Origin of the sequence: Peribacillus sp. V2I11 (assembly GCF_030817135.1) — a bacterium.
Taxonomy (GTDB): Bacteria; Bacillota; Bacilli; order Bacillales; family DSM-1321; genus Peribacillus; species Peribacillus simplex.
This window is the reverse complement of the sequence record NZ_JAUSYW010000001.1, coordinates 5270618-5293948: the sequence shown is the minus strand read 5'-3', so window position 1 is coordinate 5293948 and position 23331 is coordinate 5270618. Positions and strand designations below refer to the sequence as shown.

General features: G+C 39.2%; 20 protein-coding genes and 2 pseudogenes. 17 read left to right on the top strand and 5 right to left on the bottom strand.

Annotated features, from left to right (window positions below; all coding sequences use genetic code 11):
- Positions 1 to 23: 23 nt before the first annotated feature.
- The 7 genes and pseudogenes from QFZ73_RS25815 (at position 24) to QFZ73_RS25785 (ending at position 6982) form a co-directional block, all read left to right on the top strand.
- On the top strand, positions 24 to 1553 hold the full coding sequence (locus tag QFZ73_RS25815) for an acyl-CoA carboxylase subunit beta (RefSeq protein ID WP_307272264.1): 1530 nt from the start codon (positions 24 to 26) through the stop codon (positions 1551 to 1553).
- Between the two features lie 191 nt (positions 1554 to 1744).
- Positions 1745 to 2509 carry an NUDIX domain-containing protein gene (locus QFZ73_RS25810; protein WP_307272262.1) on the top strand — a complete coding sequence of 255 codons (765 nt, stop codon included), beginning with the start codon at positions 1745 to 1747 and terminating at the stop codon, positions 2507 to 2509.
- Between the two features lie 14 nt (positions 2510 to 2523).
- On the top strand, positions 2524 to 3075 hold the full coding sequence (locus QFZ73_RS25805) for a cysteine hydrolase family protein (protein ID WP_307272260.1): 552 nt from the start codon (positions 2524 to 2526) through the stop codon (positions 3073 to 3075).
- 61 nt (positions 3076 to 3136) lie between these two features.
- Positions 3137 to 4606 carry a nicotinate phosphoribosyltransferase gene (locus tag QFZ73_RS25800; RefSeq protein ID WP_251434427.1) on the top strand — a complete coding sequence of 490 codons (1470 nt, stop codon included), beginning with the start codon at positions 3137 to 3139 and terminating at the stop codon, positions 4604 to 4606.
- Between the two features lie 34 nt (positions 4607 to 4640).
- Entirely contained in the window at positions 4641 to 5471 is an 831-nt protein-coding gene (gene nadE, locus QFZ73_RS25795; RefSeq protein ID WP_241588679.1) for an ammonia-dependent NAD(+) synthetase, read from the top strand.
- A gap of 116 nt (positions 5472 to 5587) precedes the next feature.
- Positions 5588 to 6341 (top strand): annotated as a pseudogene (locus tag QFZ73_RS25790) (serine hydrolase domain-containing protein).
- A 347-nt stretch (positions 6342 to 6688) separates the two neighbouring features.
- Entirely contained in the window at positions 6689 to 6982 is a 294-nt protein-coding gene (locus QFZ73_RS25785; RefSeq protein ID WP_307272256.1) for a hypothetical protein, read from the top strand.
- A gap of 170 nt (positions 6983 to 7152) precedes the next feature.
- Here the strand turns inward: QFZ73_RS25785 and QFZ73_RS25780 are convergent, their stop codons facing one another.
- Entirely contained in the window at positions 7153 to 7557 is a 405-nt protein-coding gene (locus QFZ73_RS25780; protein WP_251434423.1) for a hypothetical protein, read from the bottom strand.
- A gap of 396 nt (positions 7558 to 7953) precedes the next feature.
- Between QFZ73_RS25780 and QFZ73_RS25775 the strand changes: the two genes are divergently transcribed.
- The 6 genes from QFZ73_RS25775 to QFZ73_RS25750 all read left to right on the top strand — a co-directional run bounded on the left by QFZ73_RS25775 (position 7954) and on the right by QFZ73_RS25750 (position 12800).
- A complete protein-coding gene (locus QFZ73_RS25775) occupies positions 7954 to 8202 on the top strand; it encodes a hypothetical protein (protein ID WP_307272254.1) in 249 nt (82 codons plus the stop codon).
- A 240-nt stretch (positions 8203 to 8442) separates the two neighbouring features.
- Positions 8443 to 8871, top strand: coding sequence for a YwqH-like family protein (locus QFZ73_RS25770; protein ID WP_251434418.1), 429 nt, complete (start codon positions 8443 to 8445; stop codon positions 8869 to 8871).
- Positions 8871 to 9161, top strand: coding sequence for a YwqI/YxiC family protein (locus QFZ73_RS25765; RefSeq protein ID WP_251434416.1), 291 nt, complete (start codon positions 8871 to 8873; stop codon positions 9159 to 9161). The genes QFZ73_RS25770 and QFZ73_RS25765 overlap by 1 nt, the downstream gene beginning before the upstream one ends.
- Complete coding sequence (locus tag QFZ73_RS25760; protein WP_307272249.1) at positions 9158 to 11182, top strand: T7SS effector LXG polymorphic toxin; 2025 nt, start codon at positions 9158 to 9160, stop codon at positions 11180 to 11182. The genes QFZ73_RS25765 and QFZ73_RS25760 overlap by 4 nt, the downstream gene beginning before the upstream one ends.
- A gap of 21 nt (positions 11183 to 11203) precedes the next feature.
- Positions 11204 to 11659, top strand: a complete 456-nt coding sequence (locus QFZ73_RS25755) for an immunity protein YezG family protein (protein WP_251434412.1) — start codon at positions 11204 to 11206, stop codon at positions 11657 to 11659.
- Positions 11660 to 12389: 730 nt separating this feature from the next.
- On the top strand, positions 12390 to 12800 hold the full coding sequence (locus tag QFZ73_RS25750; RefSeq protein WP_307272246.1) for a DNA/RNA non-specific endonuclease: 411 nt from the start codon (positions 12390 to 12392) through the stop codon (positions 12798 to 12800).
- 714 nt (positions 12801 to 13514) lie between these two features.
- On the opposite strand, the gene QFZ73_RS25745 is transcribed toward QFZ73_RS25750, so the two are convergent.
- From QFZ73_RS25745 to QFZ73_RS25735, 3 genes are all read right to left on the bottom strand, one after another.
- Positions 13515 to 13688 carry a hypothetical protein gene (locus QFZ73_RS25745; RefSeq protein WP_307272244.1) on the bottom strand — a complete coding sequence of 58 codons (174 nt, stop codon included), beginning with the start codon at positions 13686 to 13688 and terminating at the stop codon, positions 13515 to 13517.
- Positions 13689 to 13766: 78 nt separating this feature from the next.
- Complete coding sequence (locus tag QFZ73_RS25740) at positions 13767 to 14978, bottom strand: PP2C family protein-serine/threonine phosphatase (RefSeq protein ID WP_307272242.1); 1212 nt, start codon at positions 14976 to 14978, stop codon at positions 13767 to 13769.
- Complete coding sequence (locus QFZ73_RS25735) at positions 14971 to 15822, bottom strand: alpha/beta fold hydrolase (protein ID WP_307272239.1); 852 nt, start codon at positions 15820 to 15822, stop codon at positions 14971 to 14973. The genes QFZ73_RS25740 and QFZ73_RS25735 overlap by 8 nt, the downstream gene beginning before the upstream one ends.
- Before the next feature lie 618 nt (positions 15823 to 16440).
- Between QFZ73_RS25735 and QFZ73_RS25730 the strand changes: the two genes are divergently transcribed.
- Entirely contained in the window at positions 16441 to 16653 is a 213-nt protein-coding gene (locus QFZ73_RS25730; RefSeq protein ID WP_251438170.1) for a hypothetical protein, read from the top strand.
- Between the two features lie 254 nt (positions 16654 to 16907).
- On the opposite strand, the gene QFZ73_RS25725 is transcribed toward QFZ73_RS25730, so the two are convergent.
- Positions 16908 to 18067 (bottom strand): IS3 family transposase gene (locus tag QFZ73_RS25725; protein WP_373458979.1). Its coding sequence is split into 2 segments (ribosomal slippage): positions 16908 to 17809 and positions 17809 to 18067, totalling 1161 coding nucleotides; the frame shifts between segments, so codons are not numbered across the junction.
- A 149-nt stretch (positions 18068 to 18216) separates the two neighbouring features.
- Here QFZ73_RS25725 and QFZ73_RS25720 point away from each other — a divergent pair.
- From QFZ73_RS25720 to QFZ73_RS25710, 3 genes and pseudogenes are all read left to right on the top strand, one after another.
- Positions 18217 to 19560: pseudogene (locus tag QFZ73_RS25720) on the top strand (IS1182 family transposase).
- Between the two features lie 262 nt (positions 19561 to 19822).
- Positions 19823 to 20794, top strand: a complete 972-nt coding sequence (locus tag QFZ73_RS25715) for a peptidoglycan-binding protein (protein WP_483878193.1) — start codon at positions 19823 to 19825, stop codon at positions 20792 to 20794.
- A gap of 709 nt (positions 20795 to 21503) precedes the next feature.
- Positions 21504 to 23108 (top strand): phosphodiester glycosidase family protein, encoded by a 1605-nt coding sequence (locus QFZ73_RS25710; protein ID WP_307272234.1) that lies wholly within the window; start codon positions 21504 to 21506, stop codon positions 23106 to 23108.
- The last annotated feature ends 223 nt before the right edge of the window (positions 23109 to 23331 follow it).

Sequence of the window (23331 nt, the reverse complement as noted above, 5' to 3'; positions counted from 1 at the left end):
TTTCAATTGAAGGAGGAACAAGGATGGTAACGACGGATAAACTAACCGAAACGGTTGAAACGATTAAAAAAGGCGGCTTAGAAAAATATCATCAAAAAAACGCTGAAAAAGGAAAGCTTTTCGTTCGTGAACGGCTAGAGCTGCTTTTCGATGAAGGGGTTGAAATAGAGGATGCTTTCTTTGCTAATTGTGCCAGTGATGGTCTACCAGCTGATGGTGTGGTTACAGGCATCGGAAAAATCAATGGTCAGAGGGTCTGTGTCATGGCCAATGATTCGACTGTAAAAGCTGGTTCCTGGGGAGCAAGGACAGTCGAGAAAATCATTCGCATTCAGGAAACAGCTGAAAAGTTGCAGTTGCCGCTTCTTTATTTAGTCGATTCTGCCGGGGCACGAATTACGGATCAAGTAGAAATGTTTCCTGGACGCCGCGGAGCAGGACGCATCTTTTACAACCAAGTGAAGTTATCAGGAAAAGTCCCGCAAATTTGTTTATTGTTCGGTCCGTCTGCCGCAGGCGGGGCATATATCCCAGCTTTTTGTGATATTGTCGTAATGGTTGATGGCAATGCATCCATGTATCTAGGTTCACCGAGAATGGCAGAAATGGTCATTGGCGAAAAGGTGAGCGAAGAGGAAATGGGCGGGGCGAAAATGCATTGTTCTGTGTCAGGATGCGGGGATGTGCTTGTCAAGTCGGAAGAAGAATCGATCGCGTTTGCGCGCAGGTACTTAAGCTATTTTCCAGGAAATTATCAAGAAAGGCCTAAAAGCGCAAAACCTGAGCTGCCGGCGGATTTCGAAAAAACATTGGAAGAACTGATTCCTAAAAATCAGAATGCACCCTTCAATATGTATGACCTGATCGATAGGGTTATAGACAGGCAATCGTTTTGTGAAATCAAGAAACTATTTGCGCCCGAATTAATTACTGGGCTTGCAAGGCTAAATGGACAAACGATAGGGATCATAGCCAATCAGCCGCGTGTCAAGGGCGGCGTCCTGTTCCATGATTCAGCTGATAAGGCAGCCAAGTTCATCAATTTATGTGATGCTTTCCATATACCGCTGTTGTTCCTGGTGGATATTCCAGGATTCATGATTGGGACGAAGGTCGAACAGGCAGGGATCATTCGCCATGGTGCGAAAATGATTTCGGCCATGAGTGAAGCCACGGTTCCCAAGATCTCTGTCATTGTCCGTAAGGCTTATGGTGCTGGACTATACGCGATGGCCGGTCCCGCTTTTGAACCGGACTGCGTACTTGCCTTACCGACGGCATTGATTGCGGTCATGGGGGCAGAAGCTGCGGTCAATGCAGTCTATGCCAATAAAATATATGCGATGGAACCAGAAGAGCGCCCAGCATTCATCGAACAGAAGCGCAATGAGTATAATGAAGATATCGATATCTACCGCTTAGCCTCCGAAATGATTGTTGATGGCATTATCCAGCCAAATGACCTGCGTGATGAATTGAGCACCCGGTTTGAAGCGTATAGCAGTAAGCAATTGACATTTACCGATCGTAAACATGGAGTCTATCCCGTTTAAAGAATTCAATGAACAAGCCCGGTCATCATGACCGGGCTTGTTCATGTATGAAAATAAATGATTTTTTAAATAATTAGAAAATTTTTCTGATTTTGAGTTGCTAAATCACACAAGGAAGAGTACTATAATTAGTAATTAATGATTTACTAATTACTTAATCCCATACTTAGTGAAAGAAAGTGAGAGTTGCCATGGATCAGCAGGAAAAAAAGAAATATATTACTCCAGATGGATACACAGCAGATATTGCGATCTTTACGATTACTACGAAGAAAACGGCAGAGAAAGCCCCGCCTGAAATGTTTTTGAAGCTATTATTAATCAAACGTGCCACAAAAGATAAGGAAGGAAGCCCCAATGTAGAAGGAGATAAATGGGCCTTACCCGGAGGCTTTGTCAATGCTGGCGAGACTGCCTATGAAGCAGCTAAACGAGAATTGAAAGAAGAAACGGGTGTAGCTGGATTCCATGTCAAGCATTTCGGGGTTTATGACCGGCCGGGACGCGATCCCAGGGGATGGATCATATCCAATGCTTTTTATGCAATTGTCCAGGAAGAGTTGCTTCATCAAAGAAAAGCGAATGACGATGCAGCCGAGGTTGAATTGTTCACGATTCAGGAAGCCTTACAATTAGATCTTGCATTCGATCATTATACAATTATAAACGATGCGATGAATTTAATGAAAAAAGAAATGGTGCAAACGACGATAGCCCAAAAATTCCTGCCGGATGAATTTACACTTTCTGAACTGCAACGGGTTTTGCTGACAGCCAGAGATGATGCAAAAATCAGCGCTGACTCACTTTTTTATGCAAAAGCCCCGAAACTCCCTTTTTTGGAGAAAGTCTTGGATGAAAAGGGAATGCAGAAGAAAACAAAACGTAATTCGTATCGGCCTTCACAGCTTTACCGATTTAATGCAGAGGTTGTCATGGACTCTATTTACTATTGAGGGGGAATCGTGCTATGGGAAAAAAGGCATTGATCAATATAGATTATACGTATGACTTCGTGGCAGACGGGGGTTCATTGACCTGCGGGAAGCCAGGCCAGGATATCGAGAAGGCTCTTGTCAGTATAACCAAGGATTTTATCGAACGAGGTGAATACACGGTCTTCGCGATTGATTTACATGAAGAAGGAGACCGCTTACATCCCGAATCGAATTTGTTTCCACCGCATAATATTAGCGGTACAATGGGTAGAGACCTATACGGGGCGTTAAAAGAGGAATATGAAACAAATAAAAATCAAAAGAATGTTCATTATATAGATAAAACACGTTATTCGGCCTTTGCAGGAACGGACCTTGATATCCGCCTGCGGGAACGTCACATTACCGATGTATATTTAGTCGGGGTTTGTACAGATATCTGTATTTTGCATACGGCAATCGACGCTTATAATCTAGGCTATAAAATCTTTATATATGAAAATGCAGTGGCCTCGTTCAATGATGCCGGTCACCATTGGGCGCTTGGACATTTTAAAGGATCTCTTGGAGCAACCATTCTATAATATTCATTAACGCAACAGAATAGAAGGGAAGCGAATGCTTCTCTTTTGGGAGGAACTATCCATGGAAAAAAAGTACAACGACGACAGTTACGCATTACACACTGATCTATATCAAATCAATATGGCCCAAACTTATTGGCAGGACAAAACACATAACCGGAAGGCAGTTTTCGAAATATTTTTCAGAAAGCTTCCATTTAACAGCGGATATGCGATTTTTGCGGGACTTGAAAAAATTGTCCATTACCTTCAAAACTTTTCCTTCTCGGAAAGTGATATCGACTATTTAAAAAATGATCTGCACTATGATGAAGAATTTTTGGATTATTTGCGGAACATCCGTTTCACGGGAGCGATCCGCTGCATGAAAGAGGGAGAGCTTGTCTTCGGCAATGAACCGATTTTACGGGTGGAGGCACCGCTCGGTGAGGCTCAACTCATTGAAACTGCGCTGCTTAACATTGTGAACTATCACACACTCGTGGCAACAAAAGCTTCGCGCATCAAACAGGTCATCGGTGAAGAATCTGCCCTTGAATTCGGTTCAAGGCGGGCGCAAGAAATGGATGCTGCTATTTGGGGAGCGAGAGCGGCCTATATTGCTGGCTTTGATTCCACTAGTAATGTACGTGCTGGAAAGCTGTTCGGCATTCCGGTTTCAGGGACGCATGCACATTCCATGATCCAAGCTTATAAAGATGAATATTCCGCTTTTCATAAATATGCTGTTTCCCATAAAGACTGTGTATTTTTGGTTGATACTTATGATACATTGCGTTCTGGCATCCCGAATGCAATCCGTGTTGCCCAGGAACTGGGCGATAAAATCAATTTCATTGGCGTCCGTCTTGATAGCGGTGATTTAGCTTACTTATCAAAAGAAGCACGACGTATGCTTGATGCTGCAGGGTTCCATGATGCGAAGATTGTCGCTTCCAATGACTTGGATGAATATACGATCATCAACCTGAAACAACAAGGAGCAAGAATTGACATTTGGGGCATCGGAACCAAATTGATTACGGCTTATGACCAGCCAGCGCTCGGTGCCGTTTATAAAATGGTTTCAATAGAGGGCGAAGATGGGAATATGAGAGATACCATCAAAATTTCTTCTAACCCTGAAAAGGTTACGACACCTGGCTTAAAACGAGTATATCGAATCATCAATAAAGTGAACAATCATGCTGAAGGTGATTATTTGGCGATGGAATATGAGAAGCCGCAGGAACAGGAAAAATTAAAAATGTTTCATCCTGTCCATACCTTCCTAAGTAAATTCGTCACGGATTTCGATGCGGTTGATCTGCATGTGGATATTTTCAAGGATGGAAGTTTGATTTATGAATTGCCAACCATAGATGAAATCAAGGCATTCACGCAAAAAAATCTCCAAGTATTATGGCCGGAATACCTGCGTGCACTTAATCCTGAAGAATACCCGGTAGATCTAAGCCAGGATTGTTGGGATAATAAAATGAGGAATATAGATGAAGTTAAAGCCAATGTAGAAAGAATGCTAACGAAATGACAATCCTATTTTATTAGAAAGCGGGGCTTTGCCAATGCGTCCATTACAAAAAGAAATCGTAAAAAAATTACTTGTCCAACCAACGATCGATCCTGAAGTAGAATTCAGGAAAAGTGTTGATCTATTAAAAGGGTATATGAAGAAAAATACGTTTCTGAAAAGCTTTGTACTTGGAATATCTGGAGGGCAAGATTCAACACTGGCGGGGTATATTGCCCAAACCGCTGTCAATGAATTGAATGAAGAAAAAAATGGCAGCGACTATAAGTTTGTTGCTGTAAGCTTGCCATATGGAGTACAGGCTGATGAAGATGACAGGCAGCTTGCTTTAAAATTCATCAAGCCAAGCCAAACGGTTACAGTCAACATCAAGGAAGCGGTGGATGCATCAGTAAAAGCTGTGGAAGAAGCAGTTTCTGAAAAGCTATCGAATTTCTTAAGGGGAAATGTTAAAGCACGTGAGCGAATGAAGGTACAATATGATTTAGCCGGACTTTATAAAGGCGTCGTGCTTGGTACGGACCATGCAGCAGAAGCGATCACAGGTTTCTTTACGAAACATGGTGACGGCGCAGCGGATATCCTTCCATTATACCGGTTAAATAAAAGGCAAGGAAAAGAAATCCTGAAATTCGTCGGTGCACCTGAGCGTCTTTATACGAAAATACCAACGGCCGATTTGGAAGATGACAAACCGTTACTTCCTGATGAAGCGGCTTTAGGCGTTAGCTACGATGAAATCGATGATTACCTTGAAGGCAAGGAAATCAGAACGGAAGCTGCTGAAATCATCGAAGGTTGGTATACTAAAACCGAACATAAACGCAATGAAGCCATTAACGTTTATGATACTTGGTGGAAATAAAAGAAGCTGATAAGTTTTCCCGCATCACATAAGATGCGGGTTTTTTTGCAAGTACATAACGAGCACCTTGGCCAACACATCAGTATTGAAATTTTACTGGCAAAGGGGAAAACTAAATGTCGACTCAGCATAAGGATTTATCCAGGATTATTGAAGAAACGAGCAAGGAAATTGAATTCTCGGGTGTAATCGGTGTGAAAGCAGGGGATGATCTGATCCATAGCTCAGCACATGGCTATTCCAATGGAGCTGATGAAATTATGAATACGACCGAAACAATGTTCGGAATTGCTTCTGGGTGTAAACTGTTTACCGCGATAGCCATTTTCCAGTTCATACAAAAAGGGAAACTTAGGTTTGATTCTAAGCTTAAAGACTGTCTTTCGATCGTGTTTCCAGAATTCCATCAAAATGTAACCATACATCAACTCTTAACACACACTTCGGGCATTACTGATTACTTTGATGAAGAAGTGATGGATGATTTTGAAGAGCAATGGCAGAAAAATCCGATGTACCATTTAAAAAGATTAAAAGATTTCCTGGTGCGGATGGAGGGGCGTATATTACCACATCAGATATGTTCAGATTTTGGGAAGGGTTATTTTCCAATCAATTACTGAATCAAGAATATACCAATCTTTTATTGGAACCCCATATTACTACGGGAGATGAAGGGGAATACTATGGGTATGGTATATGGATAAGTAAAAAAATGACGCGATTTTCAAATACCATCTTATGGGGTATGATCCGGGTGTAAGTTTCAATTCAGCGGTTTATCCGGCAAAACGAATGAAAACCGTCATTACTTCAAATGAAAGCGTGGGTGCATACTATATTACTTGCGCGATTGAGAAAGAATTATAAACAAATGGAACCTTCCGATCGTGAAGGGTTCCATTTGTTTATAGATAATGTGACTTCATTCGTCCTTGTTTTAGATTTAAGTAAGGGACGAATTCGCATTCATTTGCTTGATTGTTTCCAGAATTTCTGGATTTTAAAAGGGAAGAAACTTCACCTGTACCTTCATTCTAGAACGCGGATATCACTTTTCCATTTCTTGTCTTGGGAAACTCGTTAATGAGGCAGATTTCTTTAGGTTTCAAGGCTTTTCCAGACAAAGAATTTGTATATTTAGATATCTTGAAGTAGAGTATATTTAATAAACATTATTTTAACCGGTATTTTCCGATGGAGGTTCTTTTTACTTTATGAAGGCAAGATATGAACTCGCGAACATGAACTTAACACTAAGCAATGTGACTTTACGTAATGCTGCGGATAGTTATGTCCTCTTAAAAGCTGCAGATGATCAAAATAATGAAATCACGATCAAGCTTTCCCACGAACAAGCGGAATTCCTGGAAGCAGAATTAAGGGAAGTAAATCGCCGTCGCAGGGAAAATAGTCCTGATATACCCGGAAATGACCAGGAACGTATTAATGACGACGATTCTTTTAATCTGTTTAGCATTGATTTATTCAATGAAAGTGAACCGAAGTAATTGATAGTATATGCTTATTTACCCCGAATCAAATTTGCTTCTCTGTAACCTTCCTTCCGATTTAAGATGATGCTACAGAGAGTTTATCATTCCCGCCAATACAAAACCCGAATTTCAAGTTATTGAAAGGCCATTAGGAATGTTTTAAGCAAGGTGACCTATCGTTACCTTTATTTCGATTGCTTGAAAAAATTCTTCACCAAAAGGAATATGGAAGATAGTACAGCAAAAACCATGAAAAATACGATGAACCCCCAAAGGCCTACCGCCGCATCTTGAAACTCCATATTCCCCCTGCTGGTAAGGGCTTGCTGTATTTCAATGGCAAATACTAAAACAACCATGACTGTAAAGGTATAAAGGAAAGAGAGTATCGTTATCCCAAAACGCATCCGGGAAATTAATTTTGATAAAAATAACACGAACAAAAATATGATGATCCCGATGATTCCCATTATCCAAAAATGCAGATCTTTGTCCGTTGCATTTGAATTTAATGTGTCACTCACAAAGAATAGGATGAAATCGTGAAGATTATTGATGATTTCAGCTAATATCTGGATGATTTCTTTCATTTTTCACACCTCCAATCCTTAGATTATAGCAGGTTATAAATCTATATAGAAGAGGGGAGGTCCTCAGGGGTGCCAGACTGACCTTCAATGGAAGTAATATTAGATCATAGATAGGCTAAGAGAAGAATATTTCGGGAAACGTAAAAAGCATAAGTGAATGAATTGAGAAGTCAAGACATGCAACGTCTGTTAAATAAGGTAATGGTTAATAAATGGTAAATAGATCAACAAAATACATAGAAAATTAAAGTATAAGAGATTCATGAAGAGTAGGTGTGCCTATTTCCAATGTTTCAATGCCTTTAGCGATCTTAGCCATGGTTGTTTTGATCGGTTCTTTATATAATGCTAGTAAAAATTATTTACTTCATGCTTTTATGGTTGGAGGAAAAAAGAATGAATGATGAACATAATCATGTGTTAACGGTAATTGATTTTATGAAAACCGGACATAAAACTTGCTTTGTGAAAGTAATCGGTTTTGATGCTGAATCCAGACAGGATTTTGAAGGCGAAGTAAAGTTTGTCGGTGATTTGCCTTTTGGAGATTTGATACATCCCGAACGGTCACTATTATCTTCTACTTGCAGGGAATTTGTTCGGAATGATTTGTTGCACAGATACAGTTTAGGGCAGTTTGAATGAAGTGGGGGCAATTTTTATAGAGAATCCAATGAGATGACATTCTGCTAACTTGTTTAAAATTGGTAAAATGGAGGGTATAAAGAATATAGTATGCAGGAACTTTTTTATGCCAATCTTCTCTTTCAACTGACAAAATAGCATATTTCTCCCTATTTAACTCTCGGACTTTAATCCTTATAATGTTAAATAAGAAAAATATGACAGTTAGTGTAGAATTATACTGTTTCTGAGGTGAGTTTCATGATTTATGCAGATATTTTGAGTAATATACACTCTGCTATCTCCAGTAAAAAAGCTGATTTAAATGTGAAAATTGAACGTTTAGAAAATGCGAAGAACTATATTATAAAAGAGCAGAGCATGTGCCTGAACGAGATCAGGAAAATAAAAGACCCTGAGCTAGGTGGCAGCTGGACAGGGAAGCGCTCGGATCAATTTCAGGAAGCCCGTCATGATGCCTATAATGTGATGTTTAGTATCATTCATGACGATTATGACGATTACCAATGGAAAATCGAAGCGATGATTACAAAGCTGAATGCCGAAAATACGCTTCTAAGCATAGCAGGGAATATAGCCCAAGAAGCCGATTCCCTTTTGAGCAAAGGCGAAGAGGCATTTGAGCAGCTGGAAAGTAAAATATCAGATTTAAAAAGGCGGTTGTTTTAATGTCGACAATCAAACTGAATCATCCTGCCGTAACGAAGCAAGTCGATCAGGTGAAGACGGCACTTAGTACAGTCGCGCTTGGAAATTTGCCGACAGGCGAGCTTGGCAGCAATAAATTGGAATTCACCTCTAAATGGATCGACCGGGAAACGAACCTGGAGAAGGTCTTCGAGCAATATATCAAAATCGTCCAGAAAAATGTAGAAGATACCCGTGCCAACATTGACTTATTAAAAGAACAGGATGAAGCCATCGCCTATACGTCTTCATACGGGTACCAGCCACGATGAAAATATATGAAGCCAAGACATTGACGGCCGCAACCAAGTCGCGGGCCAAGCAATATGAGGAACTAAAGAATGAAGTCACAGCCCTGAAAAAGGAATTTCAGGGCATCGTCGGCCTGGATAACGAGTTTCAAGGGGCTGGTGCCGCAGCCATCAAAAGCTTCTATGAAGCGCAAATCGAGGTGGCCGACGCCTGGATGGAACTATTCACTACCCAGATCAGTTTTTTGGAAGGCATTCCAGCCAGTCTGGAAGAGGCGGACCTATCCGGAAATACGGTGGTCGAGGTTCCCTTTTTAGTTGGCGAAGTCTCGAACGGCATTAACCAAGCGAAGTCGCTTGTCGATGAACAAGCGAACGATCTCCAAAGGATCCTGAACAGCATTGACGATATCCTGCCTCTCGATATGTTCGACCAAATGGACTTTAATGAAAAGATCATGCTGGCCGGGCATAGACTGGATGACACCGTGACAAAGGTCGAGAATGTCGACCGGCAATTGGTCGAAGAATATGATGTGTCCATCGGGCAGGAAAACGTGGCCGTTGGCCTCTTCCGTGCCTTGCTTGATGCCGCCAAACAGGACGGCAGCGTTTCGCCGATGACGTTCAACCAATCGGCATTCAAGAATAGTGACGTCTATCAAGTGAAGGTTGAAGTCGCGGGTCAGATGAAAGACTATCGGACCTTCAAAAAGGAACAAGCCGAAGCCCGGAAAATCGAACAAGTAATGGAAGAACTCGAAAACCGCCCATGGTATGAAAAAGCCTGGGATACGACAAAAACCTTTACAGGGGAATTCACGGGATATTATGATTCAATCAGGGCCTCAACCGGAGTCGATCCAGTAACGGGCCGCAAGCTGTCCGATGCCGAAAGAATCGCCGCCGGCGCCATGGCCGCCGCTGGATTCATACCCGTCGTCGGCTGGGCCGGCCGGGCCATCAAAGGCGGCAGCGCCCTATACAAAACGGCCAAAGGACTCAACGCGGCGAACCACGCGCTCGATGCCTATAAAACGACAAAAGGCTTTAGCCTCCTCCAGAAAACCGAATACGGGATATACGGACTCCTCGCAGCCAACGGCCTCGGCGAAGCGGTCACCGGCAAAGACATGTTCGGCAACCAACTGACCGAGGAACAGCGCCAGAACGGGCTGTTGATGGCACTTGGCATCGGCGGTGTGGCAGGTGCGGCGAAGGTTGCTGATAAAGTAGCGAGTGGTACAAAGTTCATTCCTTACAGTAAGGAATTTGCACAAAAGCAGGTTCAGAAAGTTAAAGCTACAATAACAGACATAGCGAGATCAGGAAAAACCACGTTAAAAAATATAGGTGAAGAACTAGGTAAAAAAGAAATCCCTAAACGAATAAGTGTGGAACAAGTTTCCCTCGCAGGAGGAGCAACCCTTCCCCAAGTTGTGATGGAAAAGCAGACAATTAAGGAAGCCTATCAGAAATTTATACTGAAAGATAGCAAAGTAGATGGTGTTTCAGGGGAGAGTATTTCCAAGGGTACTGGTAAAGGGAGTTCTGGAGTGAGTGAAGTCAAAACATTTGTCGACAAAGAGCAACAGTTTACAAATGGTAGAAAAAATAGGTTAAAGCCTGATATTAGGTATAAAACTGGAGAGTATGATTACTTATATGAAACAGATAATTTAGGTAGGATTACAAAATTTGAAGCAGAAAATTTACAATTAACAGTGAGAAAAGACAGATTGTCCCACAGCAAAAATACACCAGGTAAAGTAAAAGGTCAAGACCATGCAGGGCATTTGGCAGGTGATAGGTTTGGAGGCTCACCTAAAATTGATAATTTGGTTTCGCAATTATCTGATGTTAATTTGAAGCAATATAAGAAAATTGAATATAAATGGGCTGCAGCATTAAAAGAAATACCTCCTAAAACAGTAACAGTTGATGTTAATATAATTTACTCTGGGAACGATATGCGTCCAGAGAAATTTATAGTCAGATACACTTTTGATGGTAAGGCGGGCTCTGCAGTTCTTAGAAATTAAATTAAGGAGTGAAAAAGTAGTATGAAAGAATTTGAAGAGATATTTAGTGAATTGCAAGCAGATATGATATCCATATGTATGGAATATGTTGAAGATAGAGCTGATAGAGTATATGTTTATGCTTCATGTGAAGAAGGAATTATTTCGAGCAGTTTCTTTTATTTGATTAACAATAAATATGTGGAGTGTCATAAATTGAATGATGCATTGGAGAACGGGGACGAAAGATATGATGTGTCTACAGAACGACAGTTTATGGTACTAGATATTATCAATGAAAATACTGAAAAAATCAAAGTATTGTGCCAAGAATATGAACGGGACATGCCAACTGAATTGAAATTAATATATGATGCTAAGAGTGGCAAACTTCAAGCTGAATACAAATATGATTTAGTTTATACTAATGACGATATTAATACGGCAGATGATATTGCTAATGAGTGGTTTGAGGAGATAAAAAATAATAACCTTTAAATTGTTTACAAGTTAAAGATATTCTCTAATTTGAATTAATGACTCATGAAGGTTATACCTTCAAGGAGTGTCAATGTTATTTTAATATTAGGGCAATAAGAACGAGAATAAGGCGAGTTGACATTAAAAAAGATGACCTACTGGCAATATAAAAACATGAAACTTACAAACATTTGAAAACTCAAAGATCTTACTAAACTTAGAACATGTATGAACTTAAAGCACTTGATTGTCTTCTATAGGCGACGAGTGCTTTTATGCATGTTTACATACATGGATTAAAGCGATCATGATTATTTAATTAGTGTACCGCGTGTTAAATTTTTTCTACGAGTGCGCTCATAATTAGGAGGAGAACAGGCAATGATTGGGTAATGGAAACACAAGTATCGATAGATAAGTATCAATTATTAGACGAATTTAAAAAATTAGCAGCAGAATTTTTTAAAAAATTTTCATTAGAGAAAAATCAACTAAAGCCATTTCAGGTACCACAGATAATATGCCGTGAGGTATTAAAATCATTCTATTAAAAAAATATGGATATACTCAGGGAAGTTGGATTAGAAAAAATTAGCAAGTGGCACAATTTCTTAGAGTAAGGAATTTGCCCAAAAGCAGATTCAGAAGCTTCAAGCTACAATAACAGACATAGCGGGATCAGGAAAAAATCACGTTAAAAAATATAGGTGAAGAAATAGGTAAAAAAGAAATCCCTAAACGGATAAGTATGGAACAAGTATCCCTCGCAGGAGGACCAAGGCTTCCCCAAGTTGTGATGGAAAAGCAGACAATTAAGGAAGCCTATCAGAAATTCACGGTGAAGGATAGCAAAATAGAGGGTGTTTCAGGGGAGATTATTCCTAAGGGTTTAGATAATGTTAAATGTGGTGAACAATACACGAAAGTAAATTGTAAGAAGACTTTAAAACCAAATGTAGAGTATACAACAAAAGAAGGATATAAATATACCACTGATGATAATGGGCGTATTGCGATTGCTGAAGCTAAACTAGAATTGGGTAAAGCAAAAAGAAATCCATATGCCCAAAGAAAGGTTGGAGGAGATGATAGACTATTAAACGTTGATGGTGGACATTTAATAGCAAGTATCTTTAAAGGTTCGGGTGAATTCGGGTGAAATTGATAACTTAGTACCATCCTATGCCTGATCCTTCACTAGATTCAATGGCATCAACTTTAAAAGTAGAAAATATGAAAATCGAAATATACTTTCCCGGAGAGCTCATACTTCTGATAACATGTCAATATGGCTTCCAAAGTATAACTTATTATTTGGTGATATGATTTCGCACTGGAACAAAAGAATTCCGGGATCATTGATGAAGCTAACATGGAAGCTTGGCCAAATACAATGAAGAATTTAATGTATGTTTATAAAGATGCGAAAATCGTTATTCCTGGCCATAAAACCTGGGGAGATTTCAGTTTGCTTCCACATACATTGGAAATTGTCCAGAATCATGGAAAATGAATTAATTTGCTTTCACTTCTAAACTTTTAGCAACTTGTCCACACCATCCATCAGTTCATGCATATACAATAGTAAGGAGGGTGTTAGGATGGAGCTAAATTGTTGTTATGAAGAAAAATGTTTTGAGAACAATGACCCAAGTACAGTATGGTTTCCTGGAAAGCGTAGAAAATGTAAATGTAAATGCAAAAAAAACAAGCGCCGTTTTTATTAATCCCAAAAGAATGAAGCAACTGTAAAAAAGTTGTTCAATAGAGGCAGTCCTAGTGGCTGCCTTTTTTATTTGGACATGCAGTAGTAGATTGGAGTGCGATATATTAGTGGAAAGTTCGCTGTAAATATATAAAGATGAAAAAACACTCAACCGTGATGACTGAGTGTTTTTAAGCTAGTCTTTTTAAGGATCAGCCTGCTTTGCTGAATGATTTCATTATTTTTATTAATCGCTGCGACATTGTTTAACTCAATATTGTCATTGATCAATTCATTGTCTTCCATATATTCAAGTAGCAATCCGATGGATTTATCGAACATTCTTTCCAGTGGGATATCCCAGGAAATTGAACAGCAACCTGTATTAGTTTATGTAACGGATAGCACAACTCCAAAGTCTTATTTTAGTTTAACTAAAATAAGACTTTGGTCATCTTTACGTTGGTCAGTGTCCTCGTCATTTCTAAGCGATTGTATAATTTCCTCTTTAAGTGTAGATAAAGGGGCAGCCGAATAGGTCTTTAAGAATGAGCATAAACGCTCTGAACCTAGAGGTTCTTCAACTCCATCTGTATAAAGGCACAGCTTACTGTCCTTATTGTATGTAAGGGTATTTGTTTTAAAAATTATTTCTTCAAACATTCCGAGTGGAGGCCGATTAGAACGCAAGTGATATTGTTTTCCGTTTATATCCTGTAAAAGAACGGAAGGATGGCCTGCATTGATATAATTAATTTCTCTCTTATCAGTATCGATTAAAAGGTAGACGGCTGTGCAGTAATACGAAGTTTCACTTGTATTTTTGAATAAAGAATGAAGATGATCATCTAATTCCTTCATCACAGTTTTCACTTCAGAACCTTTTAAAATTAATCTCTGAAATATGGAATGAAGTGACATGGTTATTAGAGCTGAAGAAAGCCCGTGCCCCATCACATCAAGCAGGATAAGGCCATACCGTTGGGCGTCAATTTGGTAAAATCCATATAGATCACCTGATAATTGATTGGAGCCTTTATAATACGCTTGAATTTCAAGATGTTCATTAATAATAGGAACTGGTAATAATGTCTCTTGGATTTTTTTGGCAAGATCCATTTCTCTTTCTGTATCTACTTTATATTTTTCGTTTTTTTCGTTTAATTCAATAAGTTTATCCTTTTGCATTTTCATCATTTCATGAGCATTCTCTAAATCAGAATAAGCCTTATTCCTAGCATTTAGAGCTGTCACTGCCTCTTTTTTCGCTATAAGAAGCTCATTTTCTAATTCGTTTCTTTTTCGCATTGGAATCACTACACACTCAATAATAGTTCTTCCATTTCGCTCTCTTCGAACAGCGTTTAGTAACACAGGTATTTCTTCATCATCTTCAGACTTTAAGGATATATATATTTCCTCAATTTGATTTTCTAACATGATCAGAGGAACCAGATAAAGCTGATGAAAGAGTATAGCAGAAGCCGAAAGGATAAAATTAATATGCTGCCCTTTCAATTCATCGAGATTATACCCCAATATTTTAAGTAAGGTTTGGTTAACGGATAAAATAGTATCTTCTTCTGATAAGGTCAAATATCCGCAGGGTGCCCCATTTAATTGTTCATTCACAAAAATTCACACCCATCCCCTTCTGTAAATCATTTGTCGGAAATTCATCCAAATACTGACGGATTAGGTATATCGTCTCTCCAGGGTGACTAATATGTGGACAGTGTCCTGTTGCTTTCATCAATTTCAATGTACTATGAGGAAGATGCTTATGTATATAATCACCTACTGCTGACGGAGCAATAACATCTTTAGAACATTGCAAAATGAGTGATGGTACTTTTACTTTTGGTAAGTCTTTACGGTTGTCTGCAAAAAAGGTAACCTCCGCAAATTGTCGAGCGATTATAGGATCAGTAGAACAAAAACGATTCTCTAGCTCCCGTTTAAGCTCTGGTCGATCTGGATTATTCATTACCGTTCCAGCAAAGGCGGTTGCCCAGCCTATATAATTTTTGTCCATCATATCAATCAATCCTAAAAGTTGTTCTTTCTCGAATCCTCCGTAATAATCATTAGGGAGATTCAGGTAGCAAGGGGAAGGACCAACCAGAACAAGTTTAGAAAAATATTCAGGATGTTTAATTGATGCCAGCATGCCAATCACACATCCAACAGAGTGTCCAACAAATATAGCATCTTTTATGTCTAATGCGGAACAAACATCAAGTACGTCTTGTGCATACCCTTCAAGAGTACTGTATCTTTCCACGTTATATGCCTGTATATCTGAATTACCTGACCCAACATAGTCAAATAGGATAATTTGGTATTCATCTTCGAAGTCTTTTGCAACTGATTGCCAGACATTTTGATCACAACCAAAACCTGGGGCAAATATCATTGGTCGTGTACCACTTCCTTTAAACTTTACATTATTACGCAATAAAATATTGGGATTCATAATTAGCTCCTTCATTAGAAGATATACTTACTATATGTTAACACTAACCTTATTCGAATTAAAGAATTACACTTTTGTACTAAATCGGAGGAACTTATCTTTAACTTCACCAGGATTTACTTGAACAGAAAATTGTCATAGCATCTATTTACCTTAAAAGTTCTGTAACCCCTAATATTCTGAATGAAACTGGATTGGTTGTATATCTAAATCCGGAATAAAGTAGAGCCTTCAATATAATCCAGGATATTGGAGAGATATTACTTATCCAGGCAGCTTTAACGAATTAAGTATTATGAAGAAGACCCTGGTGATTGCGTTACCCATCACAGCTAAGTAGTTAAAAAAAGCACTTCAACATATGAACTGCACCCAATTTGTTCTCTAATTTATCAAAATATCAATATCAATTTTATTATCATGTTAGAAACGCACAAAAAAATATATACCTCCTATTTTATGTCTATATTTGAATAGTTAAAATAGGGGTTTTTATAAGGGGTAACTTAAAAAACTTCTCCCTTTTTCGCAAAATTTAAATAATATATTGGTACCAAACGCCTTCTTTGTATTTTTCTGGATAATAATACTATATTTTACATTTAGTGGGGATTATTTATGGACCAAGCCAGCAGTTTAATAGGGCTTTTTGCAATCATACCGATTTTGTTTTATCTGGGACTTATTGTATTAAGTGTTTATTTCATAATTAAGATAATAAAATTCATCAATGCAAAGACAAGATTAGATCAAGAAAGAAATGAAAAGCTGGATGAATTGATAAGAGTTATTGGTAAAGATAAAGAAAATCAAAATAAGCCTTTATCATAGAACAAAAGCACAATCCCATTATGGGTTGTCTACAGTTTTTTTGCTTGTACAAATTTGGACGTTGATTTCCACTTCAGGCACTCGCTTTCCGCGGGCGGTCCGGGAGCCTCCTCGGCGCACTTGCGCCTGTGGGGTCTCCCTTGGACTCGCTATTCCCGCAGGAGTCTCGCACCTTCCGTTCCAATCAACTATGTTTAAAAATTTAGATAGAATTGCACATAACCCTGTCAAGTAGACAATAAAAAAAGAGTATTTTAAGCTGCGGCCTTTTCTCGATATTCAATCGGGGAAAGGCCGTTAAATTTTTCTTGGAAGCGATCAGTATTATAGAATTCTATATACTCCTGAATAACTACATAAGCTTCCTCTGCTGTTTTTGGGCGTTCCAAATATAACTTCTCTGTTTTTATATGCGAGAAGAAACTTTCTATACACGCGTTATCATGACAATTGCCACGACGAGAGTGGCTTCCTTGAATACCGAGTTCTTTTACCTGTTTTTCGTATGATTTCGTCGTATATTGGAATCCTTGATCAGAGTGAAGAAGGGCACCCTTTTCAAATGACTTGTCCCTTAACTGATTTAACGTATTATGAACCAATTCAAGATCGTTTCGCGTAGAAACTTCCCATGCCACAATTTCATTATTATACAAATCTAAAACGGCAGATAGGTAGACAAACGTGTCTCCAATCCGTACATAGGTTATATCTGTTACTAACTTTTGTAACATGGACTCTGCATAGAACTCACGGTTTAAAACATTTTTAAATACAACGGATCCTCTTCGACCATAGAAAGGGCGTTTCTTTCGAATAATAGATGTAACCCCAAATTCTCTCATCAATCGGCGAACACGCTTATGATTGACAACGATTCCCTCTCTGAATAAAACTCGGGTCATCCGTTTATATCCGTAGTATGGATGTATCTTATGGATGGCTAATATATGTTCTTTTATCCATAGGTTTTTCTCAAGTCTCAGAGAACGTCTAGACTGAGTCTTCCTCCATTTGTAGTAACCAGCTCTTGAAACTTCACCGATTTTTAATAGCCACGCGAGTGGGTGTGTTTTCCTCAATCCATCAATCACTTTAAACCTTTCGGCTTTCAGGACCATTCCTTCCCATGTAGATTTGGATTGCGCTTTTTTAAATAGTCCACCTGCGCTTTCAGATAAGCATTTTCTTCTTCTACACTAGAAAAATTCTTACGGTTCCATACACCACGTTGGTCTTCAAAAGGCTCATTATTTTGCACTTTCTTTACCCAATTCGCTATTTGCGCATCACTTTTGATACCAAATCGCTCACGAAGCTGACGATATGACCAGCCTTCCTCCAACTTCAAACGAACAACTTCTCGCTTTAATTCTTCTGTATATGTTTGAAAGGTTTGCCCCTTTTTTGCCATAGAAAAATCCCCTCCAAGATAGACTGTTTAAGAGCATTTTATCATGCTCTCTTTTTACTCTGTCTACCTGTAGGGGATAATACCAAACTCCTTTTGCCTACAGTCTTTTTTGTTTTAAAATAGATCTATTAAAACTTGAGGTGATGAGGATGCTTTCGAAACATAATTCTATTCAGCGAGATCAACTTGAAATGATTACTTTAGATCAACTGGTGCCGGCGAACCATTTGAGGCTTCCATTGACTTCACTTTCATTTATGACTTGGTGAAAGATATGTATTCAGAGGTAGTACGCCCAAGTATTGATCCAGTATTTTAGTTAAACCGACATTCATTCAATATACCTTCGGTATTCGTTCCATGCGTAAAACGATTGAAGTAGCTGAAACAAATATGGCTTACCGTTGGTTCTTAGGCTATGGTTTCCATGATAAAGTACCTCATTTCTCAACGTTCGGGAAAAATTATGAGCGACGCTTTAAAGATACAGACCTGTTTGAACAGATTTTCTATCGCATCGTAATAACAGCTGCTGATAGAAAGTCAATAAGTGCTAAACACGTATTCGTCGATTCCACACATGTGAAAGCCAATGCGAATAAGCGCAAATTGAAAAGAAAATCGTACGCAAAGAAACACGAGCATATCAAGGACGTCTTCAAGATGAAATAAATCAAGATCGTGAAAACCATGGAAAGAAGCCTTTTCCACCAGATAAATTTGATAAGGAAGAAACCAAAGCAATTAAAGAAAGTACTACGGATCCTGAGAGTGGCTACTATGTGAAAGATGAACGAACAAAACAGTTTGCCTATTCATTCCATGCGGCCGCAGACCGCAACGGTTTTGTATTGGGAACGATTGTAACACCTGGTAATACACATGACAGTAATATTTTGGAGCCACTTGTTGAGCAAGTGATTGAGAAATTCGGAAAACCAGATGTAGTTGCCGCAGATGCAGCTTATAAAACACCAGCGATTACAAGCTACCTATTTAACAAAGAAATCACACCTGCTTTACCCTATACAGGTCCTCGAACAAAAGAAGGATTCTTTCGCAAACATGACTATGGTTACGATGAACACTTTGATTGTTACCTTTGCCCTTCGGGCGAAAGTTTAAAGTACTCAACAACAAATAAAGAGGGCTATCGCGAGTACAAATCGCCAAAACAAATTTGTGCAACATGCTCATATTTATCACGGTGTACAGAAAGTAAAGACCATCAAAAAGTAGTGACACGGCATATCTGGCAAGCATATGTGGAAGAAGCAGATCATCTGCGTCATCATCAAGATGTAAAACCTATATATGCGAAACGCAAAGAAACGATTGAGCGTGTATTCGCAGATGCAAAAGAAAAGCATGGTATGCGTTGGACTACTTTAATGGGACTTGAAAAATTGTCGATGCAAGCGATGCTTACTTTCGCTGCCATTAATTTAAAGAAGATGGCCAATTGGACATGGCAGGGTCCTAAAATGGCTTAACATAGTGGCTCGAAGAGCCCAAATCTCTTAACCTTTGTTCAAAATTTCAAAGGGAATTTTAAAAGGGGTTCGGAATTTTTTAATTCCGAACCCCTTTTGTCTACAAACTGAGCACAATCCCATTATGGGTTGTGCTTTTGTTATTTTACCAGAATTATATGAATGATGAACCCATACTAGGTCAACATAAAAGGGCGTTTTTTTTGTAACGTCAAGGTAGGTGTACAGGCATTTCCTAATAAGTACCATAACATATTAGGAGGTGATAAAATTGACAGTTAGATTAGAAACTTTATTGGATCGTTCGGAAAAGAATATGGGCAGCGGAATTCATCCAGTCGTAAAAGAATCAGCATTGGAAATGGTTAAACGGGCATACCAAGAAGGCATTTTTGTCCAAATCAGCGCAGGTTATCGGTCTATGGAAGAGCAAGCAAAGTTATATGGACAAGGTCGCCTAGGTTATATCTACGATGGTAAAAATTATAGTGATTTATCGAAACCAAGAGTGACCAACGCGATGCCAGGTCAATCTTACCATAACTATGGACTAGCCATTGATTATTTCATAGTCAGCGATGATGGAAAGAATGCCATATGGACAGTTGATGCAAAATGGAAACGGGTAGCGGCCATTGGTAAATCCTTGGGCTTTGCATGGGGTGGGGATTGGTCAAGCTTTACAGATTATCCGCACTTGGATATGACGGGCGGACTAACTTATTCTCAGTTAAAAGCGGGAACAAAGCCTAGACTGATATCAAAAGTGAATGGAACCACTCCACCAGCAACACAAGTCGAATCGGATGTGATTGTAAAAGGTCCGCCTGCAAAGGACAGCGGCAATCAGACTATCAAGTCCATTCAAGGGACATTAAATAGCCGGTATAATGCAAAAATAGATGTTGATGGTTTTAATGGTCCTAATACTAAAAAAGCTTTGATAAGGGGTTTTCAAACCGAATTGAATAAACAATATGGTGCAAAGATTAATGTTGATGGAATATGGGGACCCCAAACAAAAGCGGCTTCACCTAATGTAAGGGAAGGGGCAAAAGGGAATATAACCTATATCCTTCAAGCTGCACTTTATTTGGAAGGACAAAATCCACATGGCATAGATGGTATCTTCGGAAGCGGAACGGAAATAGCGGTGAAGGCATTTCAAAGGGCAAATGGAATACCGGCAGATGGTATTGCAGGTCAAAATACATTTGCAAAATTATTTGGATGATATATGAAATGGAGTAGAACTATAATGCTTAAATGCAATTGGCTTAGCAAAAAAGCCCTAAAATGAGGGCTTTTTTATGAATGAAAAATGTTTTTAAAATAGCGGTTTTTTAAAAGTGAATATCCCAATCATTTAAGAATCGAAGTATAAGAAAAGTAAGAATACATATCGGGACAAGAAATGTAACCGCATTTACTAAATGAAAGTACTTTAATGCGGAATGCTTTATTCCTTGGCTTTTACCACTAAATAGAAGAATGATAGGGTTGCGATCAATGGGCAGAGCAAGCCAAGATCAGTTAAGATCCTTTTGAAATTGGGAAATTTATAATACAAAGTCCAATGAGGAATGAAGCAATGCAGATCACATTGATAACCGACAAAATGGTTGGTATTAACAACAAGTTCTTTTTTACTGTCTCCATAAATTTCACCTCTAAAGTGATAATCCCACGCGATATCTAATATATCCACTCTTTAGGCAGCAAAGCAAGGTTGAAGCTTTTTTAAAAGTAAAGGGTGATTTACTGAGTACAAAGAGAAAATATCCAAAAGTTGTCCTTTCACAAATGTGAATTGTAATATTTATCGAGTATTTATGCTCATTTTTGTTCACTTAAAATTGACTGAAATATAATAGTCCTTTTAATTTTCCATCACATTTAGTCAATAAAGTTAAAGGAGGACATAACTTTATTGGAGGAAAAAAATGAAAAAAATATGGAAAAAGCCAATTTTGCCTATCGCCTCTATTAGTCTAGCATCTGTGATGATTGTAAATGCCAATCCGGAAACTCCAGTTCAAGCAGAATTGAATGTTCAATCACAAGTACAGATGAAAAATCATGTGCTTCCGCTGGGAACGCCTGATTTGCATGAGAAAAGAACTTCTATGAATCCAGCACCGGGAGTGACGTATACAAAAATCAATCGTGGTGAAATATCTTCTAAAGACTTTTACACAGTGGATGCGGCATTTGTAGAAACAGAGAAACTGGCAAAGAAATTGTTAGGGAATTTAAAGAAGGATGGTTTCAAAAATGCTCGTATCATAAGAGAACCGGATCGGGCTTTGGATGACCGGGAAAAAGATCCACTTGGATACATTGTTCGCATCGGCCAATATCAGCTGGAAGCGGATGCAGCCGAAATGAGAAACAAGTTATCGGAAAAGGGATATTCGGGTCTGCGGACTGTATATACGGGTGAAGACGGAGAGAAAACAACGGGACCATGGGTAGTAAATGTCCTTGAAGTGGATCAGGATCGATTTCAAGGGCATATTGTGCCTGAATTAGCTAATGATGCAGTGACAGGGAAAGAAACATTGACCCAAATGGCAGACAGAAATGATGCCATTGCTGGAGTGAATGCTGGATACTTTGTTGTAGGGGAGAAGGATGGAACACCTGGCGATCTTGCCGGTATATCCGCCAGCAATGGTCACCTTGTCAGTGAAGCGATTAATGGCCGTTCAGCTCTGATTTTGTCTTCTGTTGAAGAGAAGGCAAACATTGCTTCTGTTTCCACGTCAATTCAGGCTACTTCATCTGATGGCGCGGTTAGGGAAGTGGATGGATTAAATCGGAAGCCAGGATTAATCCGCAATTGTGGCGGTGTTGGAGGAGATACGACAACAGAACGGCCGAAACATGATTTTACTTGTAAGGATGAAAGTGAGCTTATCCAATATACGTCCGTATTTGGAGAAAAGACAGAATCGGGCGACGGCGTGGAAGTGGTAGTAAATCATGCCGGAGAAGTGGTGGAAATTCATAACCATCGTGGAGGAGTCATTCCAAGCAGCGGTTTTGTTCTTGCAGGAACGGGGGAAGCAGCAGAGTGGCTTCGTGACCATGCCCAACAAGGGATGAAGGTTCAGGTGAAGAGTGAAATCACTGGCGATGGAAAGCTAATAAAATTAGATCAAACCACCAGCATGATTAATGGAGGTCCTCGATTAATGGAAAACGGAGAAATTTCCATTAATGCCGTAGAGGAAGGTTTTCACTGGGAAGAAGATCCTGGGTTTTATTATCGTTTTGGGGAACGTCGTAATCCTAGAACGCTTGCAGGAATCAAGGAGAATGGCAATCTATTATTTGTCACGATCGATGGACGCTCACCCGGATGGAGTGTGGGGGCTAATTTTGAAGAATGTGCGAAAGTCATGAAGTCATTAGGAGCCGTCGATGCCATCAATCTTGACGGCGGCGGATCGACGACCATGACAGTTGGGGATGACCGAGTCACAAGACCATCTGATACAGCAGGTGAACGCCCGATTGCAGACGGAATATTGTTAGTAAAATAAAATATGAACATGTAAAGGAGATTGAGATTAATTCCTTCAGTTATTTTAGAAAATAACTTTAAGAAGGCTGCCCTAAAATTACTGAAACATGATTCGGGGTCAGCCTCCTTTTTTGATCTTAGAAGGAAATGCTCTTTCTTTCGTGAACCTCCAGTTTTTCCTTTGTCAACCGAACGGAGTGGAGAACATCGATTGATCCACTCATTAATTATTGAAACCTCCA

Excerpts from the sequence above, each read along its gene's own strand:
- nadE (WP_241588679.1), top strand. The coding sequence starts at position 4,641 with ATGCGTCCATTACAAAAAGAAATCGTAAAAAAATTACTTGTCCAACCA.
- QFZ73_RS25805 (WP_307272260.1), top strand. The coding sequence starts at position 2,524 with ATGGGAAAAAAGGCATTGATCAATATAGATTATACGTATGACTTCGTG.
- QFZ73_RS25775 (WP_307272254.1), top strand. The coding sequence starts at position 7,954 with ATGAATGATGAACATAATCATGTGTTAACGGTAATTGATTTTATGAAA.
- QFZ73_RS25710 (WP_307272234.1), top strand. The coding sequence starts at position 21,504 with ATGAAAAAAATATGGAAAAAGCCAATTTTGCCTATCGCCTCTATTAGT.
- QFZ73_RS25815 (WP_307272264.1), top strand. The coding sequence starts at position 24 with ATGGTAACGACGGATAAACTAACCGAAACGGTTGAAACGATTAAAAAA.
- QFZ73_RS25800 (WP_251434427.1), top strand. The coding sequence starts at position 3,137 with ATGGAAAAAAAGTACAACGACGACAGTTACGCATTACACACTGATCTA.
- QFZ73_RS25750 (WP_307272246.1), top strand. The coding sequence starts at position 12,390 with ATGGAACAAGTATCCCTCGCAGGAGGACCAAGGCTTCCCCAAGTTGTG.
- QFZ73_RS25770 (WP_251434418.1), top strand. The coding sequence starts at position 8,443 with ATGATTTATGCAGATATTTTGAGTAATATACACTCTGCTATCTCCAGT.
- QFZ73_RS25765 (WP_251434416.1), top strand. The coding sequence starts at position 8,871 with ATGTCGACAATCAAACTGAATCATCCTGCCGTAACGAAGCAAGTCGAT.
- QFZ73_RS25810 (WP_307272262.1), top strand. The coding sequence starts at position 1,745 with ATGGATCAGCAGGAAAAAAAGAAATATATTACTCCAGATGGATACACA.
- QFZ73_RS25745 (WP_307272244.1), bottom strand. The coding sequence starts at position 13,688 with ATGTTCGATAAATCCATCGGATTGCTACTTGAATATATGGAAGACAAT.
- QFZ73_RS25735 (WP_307272239.1), bottom strand. The coding sequence starts at position 15,822 with ATGAATCCCAATATTTTATTGCGTAATAATGTAAAGTTTAAAGGAAGT.
- QFZ73_RS25760 (WP_307272249.1), top strand. The coding sequence starts at position 9,158 with ATGAAAATATATGAAGCCAAGACATTGACGGCCGCAACCAAGTCGCGG.
- QFZ73_RS25785 (WP_307272256.1), top strand. The coding sequence starts at position 6,689 with ATGAAGGCAAGATATGAACTCGCGAACATGAACTTAACACTAAGCAAT.
- QFZ73_RS25755 (WP_251434412.1), top strand. The coding sequence starts at position 11,204 with ATGAAAGAATTTGAAGAGATATTTAGTGAATTGCAAGCAGATATGATA.
- QFZ73_RS25730 (WP_251438170.1), top strand. The coding sequence starts at position 16,441 with ATGGACCAAGCCAGCAGTTTAATAGGGCTTTTTGCAATCATACCGATT.
- QFZ73_RS25780 (WP_251434423.1), bottom strand. The coding sequence starts at position 7,557 with ATGAAAGAAATCATCCAGATATTAGCTGAAATCATCAATAATCTTCAC.